This is a genomic window from Flammeovirga agarivorans (assembly GCF_012641475.1).
In the GTDB taxonomy this organism is placed as follows: domain Bacteria; phylum Bacteroidota; class Bacteroidia; order Cytophagales; family Flammeovirgaceae; genus Flammeovirga; species Flammeovirga agarivorans.
In genome coordinates this window covers 264,963-283,175 of sequence record NZ_JABAIL010000007.1, presented here as the reverse complement: position 1 = coordinate 283,175, position 18,213 = coordinate 264,963, and the positions used below count along the sequence as shown (strand labels likewise).

Below are 18,213 nucleotides of genomic sequence, written 5' to 3'. Positions count from 1 at the left end.
TAATGATGAACGAGATATCCATCAAACAAATATTCCTGGCACTATTGGTTCTTTCCGGAATATGGTTCTGTATCGCTTTATTTAATTCGTATAAAAATCAAAAAGCAAAGACTAATGTAAATAAAAGAGAAGCTATAGGTTTAGCTATTACAGGGTTCGTCGCGAACTTTTTTGATACTTTAGGCATTGGCTCTTTTGCCATTATGACATCCTCATTTAAAAACTTCAAACTTGTGGATGATAAACTAATCCCTGGTACTTTGAATGTGGGTGTTGCCATTGTTTGTATCACTCAAGCCTTCTTATTTATTGATGCTGTAAAAGTAGATACACTAACATTAATGTCTATGATTGTATCAGCTTTAGGAGGGGCCTTAATAGGTGCTAGTATTGTATCTAAACTAAACAAACAGCACATTCAACTTGTCATGACAATCGCTCTATTTATTATGGGTATTACCATGATCTTAAAGATGGCAGGTTTACTTCCTGGAGGTGATGAAGCTTCTACAGTCAATGGGTTTACAGGTGAGAAATTAGTTATTGCCTGTGTTGCCAATTTTGTCTTTGGTGCATTAAATACCATCGGAATTGGCCTGTTTGCTCCTTGTATGGTCACGCTATCATTACTTGGATTACATCCTTCTTGTATCTTCCCAATCATGATGGGTTCAACTGCATTATTAGTTCCTTTTGCAGGGATTAAATACATCAAAGAAGATGTTCATAATATGAATGGATCTATTTTGATCAATATATTTGGAACAATAGGTGTCTTTGTTGCTTTTTTCTTGGTAAAACAAATGGACCTTGTCATGCTAAAATACCTTGTGATTATTGTAGTAGGCTATACCACTTGGGAAATGGGGAAATCTTATATCAAGTCTAAAGTAGATACTAAAAAAGAAAATCAAAGATTACAAAATCAGTAAATAAAAAAGCCAAGTAATTAAAAACTACTTGGCTTTTTTATTATTTCAACTCTAACTTATTGTCTACACCTTTTTTCCATTCTCCTCTAATTTCATAGAATTCTTCCAACAGCTCTTCTACGACCTCTGGATATTGATGAGCAACATTTTTAGTTTGTGATAGGTCATTTTCTAAATCAAATAACATCAACTCTTCATTGTTACCTAACTCTATATCTACGAATTCATTTCTTTTCTTTCCTTTATAGCTTGGTATTAAAATCCATTTCCCTTTTCTGAAAGATGTTCTTGTAGTAGCTTCTAAAACCAAAGAGGATCTTCCTGTCTTATCCTGTCCTAAAAAAGAGGATAAGATATTTTTTGAATCAGGTCCCTTAATATTACTACCTACTAAGGCTGCCAAAGAAGAAAATAGATCTATCTGGCATACCAGTGCATTGGAAACCGAAGGTTCAATTTTGCCTTTCCAATATGTAATAAATGGAACATGAGCTCCTGCTTCAAATAATGAATACTTACCACCACGTAAAGGTCCTGCAGGTTGATGTTCCCCTACTAACTCCACTGCTTTATCATAATAACCATCATTTAACACTGGACCATTATCTGATGACAAAATGATTAATGTATTTTCTAGGATCCCTTCATTTTCGAGGGTTTTCATTAATTCTCCAATACACCAATCCGCTTCTAAAATTACATCTCCTCTAGGACCTTGACCTGATAAACCTACAAACCTTGGATGTGGTGTTCTTGGCACATGAGGTTGTTGCATCGTATAACTTAAGAAAAATGGTTTATCAGTTTTAGATTGAGTTTGAATATACGACTTTACTTTTCCTAAGAAATGATCTGCCATATCTACATCACTCCATAATGCAGACTTGCCTCCTTTCATGTAACCAATTCTTGGAATTCCATTTACTATCGTATTATTATGCCCGTGGTGCCACATCATTGTCACTAACTCTGGATTGTCTTTACCCGTTGGCTGACCTTCAAAATTTTGATCATAATCTACTTCGATTGGGTCATTCTTATCCAGGTTTACCACATTACCGTCTTCTATGTAAACTGTAGGTACTCGGTCTTGTGTAGCGGCCAAAATATAGGAGTAGTCAAACCCTACATCATTAGGACCTGGATAAATTCGTTGGTTCCAATCTTTGTTTTCACTACCTAAGCCTAAATGCCATTTTCCGATAATAGCCGTTTCATACCCTGCCGATTGTAACATTTTTGGTAAAGTGACCTGAGTCGTATCGATTAACATTGGAGCAGTACCAGGAAGAATTTTAGCATTCTTTCTCCACGGATATTGCCCCGTAAACGCTGCATATCTAGATGGTGTACAAGTGGCAGAAGTAGCATAACCATTTTTAAAATTTACTCCTCCTTTAGCTAGAGCATCCATGTTAGGAGTTGTAAACCCCTTTGCTCCATTGATACTGATATCTCCAAAACCAAGATCATCTAAGTAAATAAAAATGATATTTGGCTTTTTTACTGTTAAATCTTTGCTTGAAGTTGCTTTTTGCTGCTGTTGACAACTGAAGAAAAAGATAGATAAAACAGTTGTAATTAATAATTTGTAATTCATTATATATTCTCTAAATATGTTGATCAAATTTTGGAAATAGTGTAGAAGGTGAATGTGCATCCGACATAATCAGAAGTAACTCATTGACCTTTGCAGGATATTCTTCCGAAAGGTTATTTCTCTCGTACGGATCAGTATCCAGGTTGTATAGTTCTATAACGGAATCAGTAGCTGAAAAGGCCTTTAATTTTACCAATTTCCAGTGACCTTGTCGTATAGCTTGACGTCCACCTTTTTCATGGAATTCCCAATAGAGATGTTGATGATTGGATTGTTTTTCACCTTTTAATGTGGGAACAATTGAAATTCCATCAATCTGATGATTAAAGTTGAGATCAGCAATTTCTGAGAAAGTTGGCATCATATCCCAAAAAGCGGAGACATGATCAGAAACACTCGCTTTTGGAACCACACCATCCCAACGAACAATCATTGGAACTTTAATTCCCCCTTCATATAAATCTCTTTTTACACCTCTTAAACCTCCATTACTATTGAAAAAATCTGGAGCTGCTCCTCCTTCTGTATGTGGGCCATTATCAGAAGTAAAAATAACTATCGTATGCTCTAACAAATCATGCTCTTCCAACTTAGCAATCACTTCTCCTACTTGCTGATCTAAGAGTGAAATCATTGCCGCGTAAGTAGCTTTAGGTTCTGGTTGGGAAGCATATCTAGCAATATTGAATTTATCACTTCCGTAATCTGCTCCCTTTTTATTATTGATAAATGCTTCCTCGTTACCAAATTTTGCTCTATATTTTTGTAATAAGTCACCCTCAGGTAAAAGTAATTCTGCATGAGGTACCAGATTTGGGTAATAAAGAAAGAAAGGGGCACTCTTATGATTATCTATAAATTCTAATGCTTTCTGATGGATTAAATCTCCTGAATAAGTCACCTTATTATTGAAATCATTTCCTTCCAAAAATACCTTCTTATCATTATGCCACAAGTGCTTTGGATAATAACGATGTGCCTCTTTCTGACAATTGTATCCATAAAACTCATCAAAACCCTGATTATTGGGGTCGCCCTCAGAACCTGGATAACCTAGTCCCCATTTACCAAAAGCTCCAGTGATATATCCCTTTTCTTTTAAAAGTTCTGCAATAGTGATACTTTCTTGTGGTAGCGGAACCTGACCTTCTGTAAATTTTTTCGTTGGTTTATTTCCCCGAATGGCTGTATTCCCTGTGTGCAAACCTGTTAGAAAAGTAGACCTTGAAGGTGCACACACAGAACTGCCTGCATAATGGTTTCGAAACAGCATTCCATTTTTAGCTAATAAATCAATATTTGGTGTTTCAATTTTTTCTTGACCATAACACCCTAAATCGCCATAGCCTAAATCATCTGCTAAAATATAAACGATATTGGGTAGGTTTTGTGGATGTGTATTATCTACTGTACTTTTCTTTGGAGATGTACATCCAAAAACAATACAGTAAATAAATAATGAGATTATAAGTTGTTGTTTAATCATTGTTTGCCTGGTTAATAGTTATGGAAGATGAGCAGTTCAATTGTAAAATGTCATGCATCAGTAATTCATTGATATTTTGTTTCAAATACCAATAGGGATCTTTTCTAAGCCATTCATAAATTATTTCTTTTCTAAATTTTAAATTCATTTTAACTCTTTTCACTTGACAATAATGTATATGGATTTTGTGATTCATTTTATAAAGTACAACCGAGGTAAAACCCCGATCGTACTCTTCAGTTTTATTTCTTAATACTACTTCATTGTTGTAGTCACTTTTCTTATGTATAAACTATAACCTTAATAAACTCCGATTGACATCGTATGAATATCATCTATTGGGATAATAATGGTTTGTAATATTTGTACATTTCGCACAACACAAATGATTACTAACCATTATTATTATACTTTATTTTTATATCTATTTACCTAGGATTTTGTGTTAGATTCGGATTCAACTCTAAATCAATATCAGGCAATGGCAATAGATAAAAGTTCTTATTAGATGGATCGCCAATTAATGGATTTTCAGAAGGGTCTCTATCTGATAAAGCATTCTCTAACGTTTCTGTTCTGATCAAATCAAACCATCTTTTTTGTTCGCCAATAAACTCCCAACCTCTTTCATCGATCACATCTTGAGCTGTAAAAGCCATTAAGTCATCTGCGTCTGTTTGATTTGTCGGTACGCCTTTACCTCTTCTTCTTACTTGATTAAGATATTCAAGAGCTTTGGTAGCTTCACCGCCTCCTCCATTTACTTGTGCCTCTGCATAAATCAACATCATCTCTGTAATTCTATACATCGGTAAATCTAAATCAGAAGAAGGAGCAGTTGTTCCTACCTGATCTTCATATGGCAAATCCTTATTTACCGTACCACTATAAAACTTGCTTAAGAATGGATGTTTCCAAGTAAACTCTTCCCACGGAATAGTTGTACCATCTTTGGTCTTCAATTCTGATAAGAACGTAAAATCCTTTCTATTTCCTTCCGGGAACTTGTTGTAATAAGCAATCTCCACATAGATATCTTGGAAACCTCCCAGCTCACCCGGCTTTGTAGTCTGAGAAGCGAATGTTGTAATTAAGCCTGCCCCGGGACAGTTTATTACATTACAGAATTTTAATTGCCAGATATATTCAGTGTTACTATCCTGACGATTATAATCAAAGATTGGTGCAAAATCTTCCTCAAAAGAAAAACCTCCATTATTAATTACGTCCTCAGCTGCTTTTAAAGCCAAAGCATAATTTTCCGTTTCCTTTAAAGGCCAACCAGCCATCGTTAAGTGAACATCAGCTTTTAAAGCTTTTGCTGCCCAATAAGAAACTCTACCTCTTTCCACTTGTTGCTTTGGTAAATGTTCAATAGCAAACTCTAAATCAGAAAGGATTTGTTGGTAAACTTCCTTTACCGGTGTTCTTGCTAAGTTGGCATTCTCTTGACTATAAGATGGATCAAGAACTACAGGTACATCTCCATACAAACGAACTAGCCTAAAGTACGACCACGCTCTTAGGAAATAAGCTTCAGCACCCATTGCCTTTACCGTTGTCTCATCTTCACCTCTAGCAATTAGGTCTTCTATCCCTTGAATTGCAAAATTACTTTGTAAGATTACGTCGTAGGGTAAATTCCATCCCGTACCTGAAATATTGATATCTGAAGAACCAATATTCAATTGATCCCCAGCTTTAAAATCAGCTTTATTACCACCAGGTTGAGAGGTGAAATCATCCGCTCCCATAAATACTGTTCTCGATCTCGCTCCACCTAAAGATCTATTCCAAGCGTTATCGACTAATTGTCTATATGCTGCTGTTAAAGAATGATCCAAGTTTTCTGTCGACTGGAAAAAGTTATTGATCGTTGAGCGATCTTCTGGAGTTTCTTTTAGAATAGATTCACAAGAAGTTGCTAAACAAAAGAGGGCTCCTGCTGCTATAAAATGTTTTAGATGCTTCATTTCTATATTCCAAAATTTAGTCCGAAAGTATATGTAATAGGTAGTGGGAATGACCCTCTGTCGATACCTGGTGCTAAGTTTGACCCTGAATTAGATTCTGGATCGTACCCTTTATAGTTAGTGAAGGTATAGATGTTTTGTGCTCCACCATACACTCTTAATTGAGCTTTGTCCCAAGGCACTTGATACGCTAGTGTGATGTTTTTAATTCTAATAAAACTCGCATCTTCAACAAACAATGAAGATTGTGCTCTATATCTTGCGTTCAACGATGGTAATGAACCATTACGGTCAAAAGAATAACTGTTGTAAATCTCTGTAGATGTCGCATCTAATACTCCAGATCCACCACCAAGTAAACCGTGTTGTGGCAAGTTAAATACATCCACTCCATGTACCCCTTGAATAAAGATATTTAAACTCCAGTTGCCGTAATCTAAATAAGAGTTGAAACCCCAAGTCATATCTGGGTGACCATTACCAATTACTTCCATATCTTCGATAGAAATAGTACCATCACCATTCGCATCATAATAGATCGCATCGCCCACTTCTAAGTTTGGAATCTCTCCTTCAACAGGTGTGTTTGATTTTTTCACACCAACATATCTGTAACCATACAGTTGGCCTACCTCTTGACCTTGAATTAGAATATGAGATTGTCTTTCAAATCCTCTTTCATTGATATTACCCACATACACTGTATCCTGAGGAATAGCTAACACTTCAGATTGGTTATAGTTAAAGCTAAGTGTGTTACGCATTGAGAATTTCCCGCCAGTGGTCCACTTGTAAGTTAATTGAAGTTCAACTCCTTGATTTTGTAACTTACCTGTGTTTGATTTTACTGTTCCACCACCAAGGTATCCTGGCACTACTGAATTAAAATGTGAGTCATCCGTAATCTTATTATAGTAATCTGCGTTCAATTGAATCTTATCGTCTAGCAAACCTAAGTCAAAACCAAAGTTTGTCTGTCTTGAAACTTCCCAACGTAATTCTGGATTTGCTCTATTAGCTCCATTTTCAATTCCTTCCGCATAAGCTAATTCCGTTCCTTGAAAAACATAAGGTCCAATTCTAGGGTTTGTTAAATCTTGAACCTGAAAAGCATTTAAAGAATTTACGTTACCAATTTCACCGTAACCAACTCTAAGTTTTAACATTGAAACTACTTCAGAATATTTTAAGAATTCTTCATTAGAAAGCTTGTAGGCAAAAGCTGCTGAGTAAAAATCGTCCCACTGGTTATCTTCTGGAAGTCTAGATGAACCATCTAATCTTACGGAACCCGTTAATAGAATTTTGTCTTTGTATGAGTAACCTACTCTACCTAAAGCAGATAACATTCCTTCGGGTTCCATCACATTGATGACTTCAGAAAGTGTTCCTTCTTGGTCTTCTCCTTGATCGTATGAGGTAGTAAAAAACTCACTCTTATTTTTACGAGAAATCACCTCAAATACTGCTGTTGCATTTAATTTGTGATCGCTGCTAAATTCTTTATTAAAGTCTAACTGTGCATTACCTTGATACTTGACATTACTCCCTGTTAATTCATAAAATGAAGAAACTGAATTTGGAGTAGCTGGTTCATACCTTGTAAAAGTATCATTATTGATATCTCTATATTGCATCGCACCAAATACTTTAAAACTTAACTCTGGAATAATTTTCTGAGTCAGTGATAAGTTGGTAGCGTAAGTTTTTTGATTCGTATTTCGTAAAATCTCTTCTGATAAATAAACCGGATTTCTTAGTACAGTAGCACCATATCCTTGGAACCCTGTATAATCATTCGTTGTTTCATCATATACTTTTAAGTTCGGAGACCAAGCAGTAGCTGCAGCAACCACATTATCAGATCCATTTTGTCCTCCTTGAGCGGTGTTCATACCTTTCTCTTGAGTAAATGAACCATTGAAATTTAATTTCGTCGAAGATGTTAAATCAGATGAAACCGATAACCTAGATGTATATCTTTTGTAATTTGTATTTCTTAAAATACCTTCATCATTTCTTGCTCCTAATGAGAAACGCATTGTCGTTTTATCCCAACCTTTTGAAAGAGAGATGTTAGCATTATCAGAATGAGCTGTTCTGAACACTTCATCTTGCCAATCTGTACCAAAACCAGGAGTACTTTCAGCCTCTCTAATTTCTAATCTTGAGAAGATCTCATTCGCTCCAGCTTCAAGTTTTTTCTTGTTGACAATTTTCATGTAAGATACAGGATCTAGCAACTCCAATTTGTTATTCAGTTGGGATACTGTGTGGTAATATTCAGCATTAACTTTTAGTGGAGAGTTTTTCTTACCACCTTTAGTTGTTACGATGATCACACCATTGGCTCCTCTTGAACCATAGATCGCAGTTGCCGAAGCATCTTTTAGTACAGAGATATTTTCAATATCGTTAGGATTGACTGCATTGATATCACCATCGATTAGACCATCAATTACATAGATTGGATTACCTGTAAATCCCCTAACGTTTACTTTTGGAGCTGCACCCGGTGCCCCACTATTTTGTGAAACTACTACACCTGCCATTTTACCTTGTAACATTCCTTGAACGTTAGGTACAGGCTGCAAGTCTGAATCTTCGGATGTCACTACACCTGTAGACCCTGTTAAATCTGATTTCTTTTGAGTACCATAACCGATGACTACAATTTCTTCTAGTTGCTCCGCATCTTCATTGATTTGGATCGAAATATTTGTTTGTCCTTTATATGGAATTTCTTGAGTCACATATCCGATTGAAGAAACAACAATGACATCGCTGATACTTAATCCTCCTAATTGAAATTCTCCACCAAAATCACTTACAGTACCTTTTGGTGTGCCTTTTATGATCAAATTGACATAAGGAACAGGCTCGTCATTAACATTGGTAATAACACCTTTTAAAGTACTTTCCTGAGCAAATAGTTGTGTTGAAAATAGAAGAAAAAATAATAGACTGTAAAAAGAGTATTTGGTTCTATTTTTCATAAAAATATACGTTTAGATAAGGAGATATTGCTATCTATTTCAGAGCAATACCTCCATAAATTTCATTTCTTATTGAAGAGAACAGTCACTACCAGAGTTAGTTAATACTCTGTTGTTTAATGAAAGATCGTTACTGTTTTGGGCAGCACTATGTTCTTGGAATAATGTTGCTAACCATGTATCACCTACTCTAATACCTGTAATTGAAGCAGTTGGTGTGTTTACAGTTTGAGTTCTTTCTCTAATAAAGATATTTGTTAAGTCAGTTGGATCAACACCTAAACCACCATTGTAATCAGCATCAATTACAGCTTTTGGTTCAAGGTCACTCATTGATGTTGGAATTTCATCTCCTTCTGCGAAAACATACAATTTAGAAACATCATTGTTGTCGCCCTCAACAAATTCATGACTTAAAACAACCGCGTAAGTCTTCCCTAAAACATAGCTTTCCTCTGATAATACATAAGGATTACCTTCATTTTCTTTAATGATACCGAATTTAAATCCTCCTTTATCATCACTGATCGCTACAACCTTGATCACATTGTTGTTAGCTGAACCTGAAGTTGCATTCGAAAGTGCAATGATATCACCAATACCAAATTCATCTGCTGTTCTTGCTGTTCCTAACTCATCCACTTGAATCAATGCTGACATAAATACATCATCAGTGTAACCATCTGCAGCAAATCTTCTTGATGCACTTGTGTTGTTTCCTTCGTTTTTACCAGCGATACAATTTCCATTCTTTTTGTTCAACCAGTTCCAGAAGTGCCATGATCCATCATTATCAATCACCATGTTTCTATGTCCATCTACAGAAGGGTAACCACTAAATGCTAAGTTTGAATCATCAGATAAACCAACACTTGCTCTTAATGTTGCTCCGTTTAATGGAATTGGTAAATACCAAACATTCATTACTTCATTATTAGGAACAGTAGTCTCAGGATATCCTGCACCAGAATTAGCAGCGTTTACTACAGTGTCAGTATTTAAATCCCAACCCATAATACCAGAGTCTAATGGCATTACATTAGAATAACCTGTGTATTGTTCAAAATACTCAGACATAAATAAAGTACCTTGAATTTCAATCGCTACTTTAGCTACTAAACCAATTTTCACATCTTGTGCTCCTGTTGATTTTAATGCTAAATCACCTGATAAATTTCCTTGGAAACCTGCTGGAGGTACTGCTCTTACATATACGTTAGCATTTGCACCTTCAAGTAGATCTAAAGAAATTTCTAACTCCTCAGCTACAAAGTCTGCATCTTCTATAAGTGATGCTTCGAAGTTTTCTGGAATCTCAATCATTACAGATTCAGATAAATCAAAAGCAGAAATCGCAATTGTTTTTACCTCTGAGATTTCTTCTACATCTAGGTCGCCAAAATCTACTGTAGTCACATCAGCAATGATCTCAGGATTGAGTACTTCTACTTTGTTATCCTCTTCTTCAGAACAAGAGGTGATAAGAGTAGAGAGCATGAATAGATAGAATAAAGAAATAATAATTCGTTTCATTCCGTTTGTTATTTGGTAAATAAAAAATTCAAATTGATGTTTCAAAAGTAGTGGGACCAGTAGGAAAAAAAGGGGGTATATTCATCAACAAGGAAGTAAATAACGTCATTTGTACACTATATGGGGCATTTATGCATAAAGTACGAATATACCCCAGTACTGATTTTTTTAATTGAATAGATCACAAGGCTTTAGAAAGAATTAGGTAAAACTATTCTCGTTTTATTGAAAATGACGAGCGAACATTCTTCTCTTTTTATTGGTTTTAGAAACAGAGCCCATAGAAAGAAATGGACATAAAAAGACCCTTAGACTTTTACATCTAAGGGTTCTATTTTCGGTTATCCCGATTACTTATTTGATAATTACTTTTTGCTCTTTGGTATAAAAATCATTCTCTATTAAAAGTAGGTAAACTCCACTCGACAATTCATTGGTAGGTAGAATGATTCGCTCTACATTACTACCCATTTGATGAACAATCAACTGTCCCATTAAGTCATAGAGTTTTATACTCAAATTAGGAGAAACACCACCCAAATCAATTAAAAAGTTATTCCCTTTTTGAATAGGATTTGGATATACTTTTAATTGATCTTCCAATAAGATTTGATTATTGTTTTTTCTTGACCCTGTAGTTTGTTGTAACTCTCCAATTTCAATTTTATCAATCTGTGGTGAATCATAGAATTTAATAGAGTTTAATCCTTGATTGAGATCTACAATGATTTTATTATCAGCAGAACTACCACCTTGGTAACACCATTTTCCAGTAGATGGTAGTGAAATTGTCTGATCTACTCCATTTACTTCTATTACAGCAGTAACATTTGTACTTGTCATGTAAGTGATAATTAGCTCATATTCTCCATCATTAAAGATTTCTACATCATTAAATGAAACAGCGTTAGCTATACCACCCGTTAACCCTTTTACTGATTTTCCTCCTGAAGAAGTCGCACAATTATAGACCAATGCGGTACCTGATAATACTGCATTTTCTGCTTCCCAAGCTCCTCCAGATGATGGCAGCTCAATATGGATTTTATCAATTATAGGGCTATCAAAAAACTTAATTGTATGATCGCCCCCATCTAAAGTGATATCAAAAGTATAATCTCCCGGTGATCCACCTTGATAACACCATTGGCCAGTAGCAGGTAAAGTTAATGTTTGAACTTCAGCTTCATCTATCTGGTAGTTTAATGTTGCTTCACTTGTTGCATAATAACTTACCGTTAATTGATACGTGGTAGCAATATCCACATTTACACCTTCAAAAATTAATGCATTCGAAGTACCTCCTGTTAAACCTTTTACCATCTCGCCTTCAGAAGCATTTCCACAAGTAGTGATAACCGCTGTTCCAGTTAAAGTAGCTAATTCTGCTTCATAAGTTGGTCCAGGTTGAGGAGTTGGCGGAGGTGGAACTTCACCTTCTTCGAATGAAACTATTTCAATTTTATCTAAAGTGATATTACTTATTGAAATTGTATTTGCTCCTGAAGTTAATGGTTTCACAAATTGGTAGTTACCTGCCACACCACCTTGAGTACACCAACCATTCGTAAATTGAAGTAATACTTCTTCAGCTGGTGAATTGTTGATACTTAGTTGAATCGGCTCAATATCAGGATTCATGTAATACACTTTTAAGATATACTCTTTAGTTTCATCAACATTTACTGTAAATGTAACTGTACCATTTTCGGCTTCCACAATCTGACCTCCAGAAGCCGTTGAACAACTTACTGAGTTTCCACCAGAGATTACAGCATCTTCGGCTTCATAAACTGTAGTTTTTTGTGATAAAGGAACACCAGAACCATTATAAGCACCAATATTTGTTTCTATTGATAAATCAACGGGATTCCCGTAGTAATCTTTTTCTGCTGCAGAAGATACGTCTTTAAAAACCCCCTGCCCCGCATAAGGGAAAGTTGGTTCTTGGAAAGACTCCCCACTTTTCAAGGCTGGACTACCTTCTTTTAATTGATATCCCAATTCATTGTGAGTGCCTTCTCCAATAAACTCAGGGTTTTGTTCAATTCTTGTTGCATCAAGATTCTTCAAACTAGAGTTGAACTCACCTCCAAAGAAAATATTCTTCTTAAAGTTTGTAGTCGTTGCACTGTTTTTATAAAAACCTGAACCGATACCTAGCTTAGAATCAGATTCTAAGAAAATGATGTTATTGATAAAATTAAATTCTTCTACCTCAAATAAAACCTTAGCATTTGTGATCTGATTGTCATAATCACGCCCACCATAGATTGTATTATTGTAGATATGTACATCTCTACTTTTCTTATTATTGCTGGAGAATTTAGAAATCCATAATAATAGATTTTTGCCTCCTCTATCTGTATCTGCATCATTGACACTGATATTATAACGCCAAATAACATTGTCATTATCACCTAATGTTTCACAGAAACCACCAGCAGCATCTTCAGAATAATTGTATTGATACAAAATATTTTTGTTACCATAATCCACATGCATACCACTAGAATCTCCATCTCCTCTTGCATGTTTAGAAATATTGAATTGAGCAACAACACCATCACAACCAAAGGTCCACATACCACTACCTCTTTTTGCCATTCTTGAATCTGAATTCGCTCCGCAGAATTGCATGTAGTTGTTTTCATAGAGAATTCTATTGGAAACAGATAAAATGGCTCCTGAACCTCCTATATCTACAAATTGGTTGTTTCTGATTATAATATCTGTTGACCATCTTCTCACCCAAATACCTGTTCTTTGAAGGTCTGTGAAATAAGAATCTTCGATTATGATATCCTTCGCAAATGATTCTTCTAAATAAATAGCTGTTGAGCGTACACTGTTAAATGGAATACCATCAAGACCTAAACTATAAACTTTATCGAAATATAAGTTAGAGAAATAGAGATGTTCGTTAAATGAAAGCGTATCTGTCTCTTCAATTGCTTTTTCAAACTCTTTGTTGGAATAACCCGTCGGTAACTTACCATTTACTCCTGCTTTGTGTTCTCCTAATTGCTCTGTATAATTTAAAATACCAAAAGCTTTATCATTATCTACCCCTTCCATAGCGTCGAAACGTTCATTACGAATATGTAGATTTTTGAATTCTAGGAAAGATTGATCTACAATCAAAATTGTAGTTAATGGATCAGGAACCCCATCATTACCAGTACTTCCTGATAAAATAGGTAAAGCACCGTTTCCATAATCTTTATAGATGATTGAAGCATTTTCAATACCTGAATAATTACAATCCAATTGGCCAATAAAAGTATCTCCTCTTTTAAAATGTACCCAATCTCCCGGTTGTAACGCTATCGTGTTTAGTTTAGCTATTGATGCTATCGGACTATCCATACTTGTCCCAGAGTTAGTATCATTTCCATTACTACTACTCACATAATAGTTAGTCCCTGTAGTTCTTTGTGTTGTGGTAATTGGAAGAATAACGTCAGTTATTTCTTCTCCACCTGAACCATCATTTACAGATAAAGTTAATTGATCATTAGTACCCACAGCACTTGTAGATTGATACGCAATTTCACCATCATTTACCTGTCTTTGAGTAAATTTATGCCCTATCAATAACTCCTCTCCATCTCTTAAAACTGTACCATTATTTGGTAAGGATGTAATGGTATAGGTTATCACATTTGCATTTTTTATTGGATCTGTAAACTCAATATTAGAAGTCGAAATTACAGATAAAGCATATTCTTCAGCACTTAATGTTTGAACTTGCTTTTGTTCCAATTTTGTCGCTTCCTTAAAAGCTGCATATCGATCAACTATTACCTGACAGTTCTTAGCATTGTTTGCTGTTGGACATACATTCTTTAAGATAGTTGCTCCGTACCATGAAGGTAAATCCAATGTATTGTTCCAATTATTGTAAGCAATTACCAAATCTGATACATTTTGAGATGCAGTACTATAAACATTCGTTGTTTCAGAAATATCTGAGTCCAAATTATAAAGTACAGTGTCATATAAGTTATTTGTGGGATCGGTAGCTTCAAATAACAATTTATTTACCCCATCTGAAGCAATGCCCCAACGGTCTAACTTTCTCCAATAAAGGATAGAATGTAAAGGGGTATTCACTTGATTAGAGGCTTGAACTAAATCTTTACCGTCAAGTTCAGCATATCTAGAATCCGATAGATTTCCTCCTGCTGCCTTGATAAAAGTAGTTGTTAAATCTAGAGAAATAACCTGTTCGTCGTAGGTAGTATTAGATGGAATTTTTGTGTTCCAAGTAGCAAAAAATGGCACTCTTAATCCCCCTTCATATTGACTACTTTTATTTCCTTTTAATACACCATTATCAGTAAGACCAACACCACCATTATCACTTAAGAAAACAAAAAGTGTATTTTCGTACTGTTGTTTTTCTTTTAGTAGATCTATAATACGTTTAACATTATCATCTACATTTTTGATCATCCCATAATAATTCTTCTGGTCACTAGATAAGGAGGTATTAGCATCAAATAAAGCTTTATCTTCTGGTTTTGCCTGAAATGGTCCATGGGGTGCAGTATATGACATAAAAGCAAGGAATGGATTACCTGCATCAATCTCTGATGTCATAAAAGCAAGTGCATCATCTGTAAGAAGATCTGTCAGGTAGAAGTTGTTGTCTGTTGGCTCTACTTCTACTCCATTTTTTCTTAACTTCTTATTAAAGGCTGTCTCTACTTTATTATAGTTTCTTGAACCAGAAAGTAGGCCATAGAAATAATCAAAACCTCTTGCATTAGGTCTATGATGTTCTTCTTCTCCAACATGCCATTTACCAAAAAGAGATGTAGTATAACCTAAATCTTTTAGATAATCTCCCATTGTAGGAACATTAGGATCAATCCCAACATCATGTGAAGTATGATCAGGAGAATTGGAATACGTTACAATATTATACTCAAAACCTATTTTGTTTTGGTACTGTCCTGTAAGCATGCCTGCTCTCGATGGAGCACAAACCGAATTTGTCACATACCCTTGTGAAAAGATGGTTCCTTCAGCAGCCAATTGGTCAATGTTTGGTGAGATGGCTACTGTGGATCCTTGGAAGCCCCAATCCTTATTACCTGCATCATCTACAAGGATAACGACGATGTTAGGTTTAGTCTGAGCAATTGATTTCCCCGCCAGCAGGCACAAGAGTACCTTTAACAGAAATCTCGGAAGTAATAATGATTTCATATTTAATTGTAGTGTAAAATGTTAAGAGTATTCAACTATCAATACTTTTGCTGGTTGTAGTACATGTTGATAGTTGTTCATTTCATACTCATGAAAAGTTAAAAGAGATATCAATACACAAGAAATGCTCGATATCACATATCACAATTATACCCTATAGAGACAGACAATTATGGGGTATTTTATGCAATAGAGGGGGTAAAATGGCTCTTCAATGAAATTACCCATAGAACTTTTACACTATTCTTTACTCAAACAAAAAAAGAGCTGCTCCATGACAAAAATGCCATTTCGCAACTCTTTAGAATTGTAACTAGAAATCGTAAGATCTCTTATTATTCTTACTTAAATATTTATGCTAATTCTAAAGCAGAAATATCTTCTTCTGATGAAACAATATCAAGAATCATTTGACCTGATGCTACCACATCGCCATCTTCAACAAAGATATTGTTTACATAACCACTGAATTCTGCAGTGATCGTATTTTCCATTTTCATTGATTCTAAGATCATAATAGGGTCTCCCATCTTGATCTTATCACCCGTTTTTACAACAACTTCTAAAACTTTACCAGGCATTGGTGAATTGGCTTTTCTACCAAGTTTTACAGGTTCTTGTACTTTTTCAACTACTTTCTCCTTTTTAACCTCAACTGGCTTTTGTGCTTCGAAACGTTCTTTCTTCAAGTTTTTCAAGTAACCTTTAGCCACTAATGGGAATAACTCCAATAAAAGCTCTTCTTCATAGTTTTCAGCTAACTTTACATTACCGAATTCTGGTAATGTAGGGTTGTCTTGTGCTTTGTAGTTACTTGTATCAAATGGTCTTTCGTCTGCATGACCACAGATTTTTTCTCTAAATTCAGGTTTAACAGGAATTGGCGTTTTACCATAATCCCCTTTCACTAAACTCATAAATTGGTTAGAAGTATTAGAATACATCTCCTTACCAGCTTTTAAACTCATGGCTGCATTTACTGCCTGAGCACCAACAATCTGGCTCGTAGGTGTTACTAATGGTGGTAAACCTGCATCCATACGTACTTGAGGGATCAATTTCATTGCTTCGTCCAAGATCTCATCAGAACCTAAAGCTTTTAATTGAGCCACCATGTTAGAATACATACCACCTGGTACTTCTGCCTCTTTTACTTTCGTATTTGGTTTAGGGAAGTTGAAGTGATCTTCAATTTGATGACAAATTGTTAATAATAAATCCTCATTTCCACTATTTACTGCCTGAATAGCATCATCAAATAATTTATCGATGTTAGCAGGTAACGTATCTGTTAGAGGATTGAATGGGTTAGGGAAACTATCGTAGGCATCGAAATCTCTTAATTCTCTACGGATGTCTACAAGTTTTTCATTTATTTCAGCTACAGCTTCCATATTCACATCGATGTTGATACCCAATTTTTGAGCAAAAACATAGATTAACTCAAGGGCTACACCAGCAGAACCTCCAGCGAAGTTCCAAATGTTTGTATCTACAATATCAGCACCACTCATTACGGCACTTAATACAGCAGCCAAACCATAACCTGGAGTACAGTGTGTATGGAAATCTACAGGAATTGTTAGATTGTCTTTAAAAAGTTTTACCAGTTTTGCTACTCTCATCGGTGGAATTAAACCACTCATATCTTTGATGGAGATCATGTCAGCTCCTAGCTTTTGCATTTCTAATGCTTTGTCTAAGAAGTACTGGTCTGTAAATACTGGTTTTGGAAGTGGTTTACCTGTAAAGAATCCTTTAATTCTTTCCATTGTAGTGAAGTGCGGATCAATAGTATAACAAACTGCACAGTCTGCAATACCTCCATATTTCTTCACATACTTGATAGTTGATTTAATATTATTAGTATCATTCAGAGCATCAAAGATTCTCATGATACCTAAACCGTTATTTATTGATGTCTTACAGAAGCCTTCAATAATTTCTTCAGTATAAGGAGTATATCCGAACAAATTACGGCCACGCGACAAGGCTGTCAACTTACTTACATTGCCTACAGACTCATGGATAGTTTTTAGACGAGTCCAAGGGTTTTCACCTAGGTAACGCATTACTGAATCTGGTACTGCACCACCCCAAACTTCCATTGCATAAAAGTTGGCATTTTGGTAATCAGGTAGTAATCTATCTACTTGATCTTGAGTCATTCTTGTTGCAAACAACGATTGTTGACCATCGCGAAGAGTTAAATCTCTTATTTTTAACGTCTTTGACATAATATTTAAGTAAGTATAGTTATAATTCACAACAGCTCTTTTAAGTCTCCTTTTGTTCAATGGTCACCGATATAAAAAAATACAAAACCATCATCCTTGTACACGCACTTAAATAGAGCATCACACTTTGATAAATCAAAAATACAGGTTAGAGATATCTATAATGATGACCTAGTTCGTTGGTTAAAGAATGACTTCACACACCTTTTTTTATATAATAATATCAAATAAATAGAACC

Annotated in this window: 8 protein-coding genes; 1 reads left to right on the top strand and 7 read right to left on the bottom strand. The window is 35.3% G+C overall.

Annotation, left to right across the window (positions count from 1 at the left end):
• Positions 1 to 2 precede the first annotated feature (2 nt).
• Positions 3 to 932, top strand: coding sequence for a sulfite exporter TauE/SafE family protein (locus HGP29_RS21185; protein ID WP_168884437.1), 930 nt, complete (start codon positions 3 to 5; stop codon positions 930 to 932).
• A 40-nt stretch (positions 933 to 972) separates the two neighbouring features.
• Here the strand turns inward: HGP29_RS21185 and HGP29_RS21180 are convergent, their stop codons facing one another.
• The 7 genes from HGP29_RS21180 to HGP29_RS21150 form a co-directional block, all read right to left on the bottom strand.
• The gene (locus tag HGP29_RS21180; RefSeq protein WP_168884436.1) at positions 973 to 2,532 is read right to left on the bottom strand and encodes a sulfatase family protein; all 1,560 of its coding nucleotides are present in this window, start codon (positions 2,530 to 2,532) and stop codon (positions 973 to 975) included.
• Between the two features lie 10 nt (positions 2,533 to 2,542).
• Positions 2,543 to 4,018, bottom strand: coding sequence for an arylsulfatase (locus tag HGP29_RS21175; protein WP_168884435.1), 1,476 nt, complete (start codon positions 4,016 to 4,018; stop codon positions 2,543 to 2,545).
• A 428-nt stretch (positions 4,019 to 4,446) separates the two neighbouring features.
• Complete coding sequence (locus HGP29_RS21170; protein ID WP_168884434.1) at positions 4,447 to 5,991, bottom strand: RagB/SusD family nutrient uptake outer membrane protein; 1,545 nt, start codon at positions 5,989 to 5,991, stop codon at positions 4,447 to 4,449.
• A gap of 2 nt (positions 5,992 to 5,993) precedes the next feature.
• Positions 5,994 to 8,987: a SusC/RagA family TonB-linked outer membrane protein gene (locus HGP29_RS21165; RefSeq protein WP_168884433.1), complete on the bottom strand. Its 2,994-nt coding sequence runs from the start codon at positions 8,985 to 8,987 to the stop codon at positions 5,994 to 5,996.
• Between the two features lie 69 nt (positions 8,988 to 9,056).
• Positions 9,057 to 10,520: a hypothetical protein gene (locus tag HGP29_RS21160; RefSeq protein WP_168884432.1), complete on the bottom strand. Its 1,464-nt coding sequence runs from the start codon at positions 10,518 to 10,520 to the stop codon at positions 9,057 to 9,059.
• A 354-nt stretch (positions 10,521 to 10,874) separates the two neighbouring features.
• Positions 10,875 to 15,737, bottom strand: coding sequence for a sulfatase-like hydrolase/transferase (locus HGP29_RS21155; RefSeq protein ID WP_168884431.1), 4,863 nt, complete (start codon positions 15,735 to 15,737; stop codon positions 10,875 to 10,877).
• 353 nt (positions 15,738 to 16,090) lie between these two features.
• Positions 16,091 to 17,974 (bottom strand): biotin/lipoyl-containing protein, encoded by a 1,884-nt coding sequence (locus HGP29_RS21150; RefSeq protein ID WP_168884430.1) that lies wholly within the window; start codon positions 17,972 to 17,974, stop codon positions 16,091 to 16,093.
• Between the last annotated feature and the right edge of the window lie 239 nt (positions 17,975 to 18,213).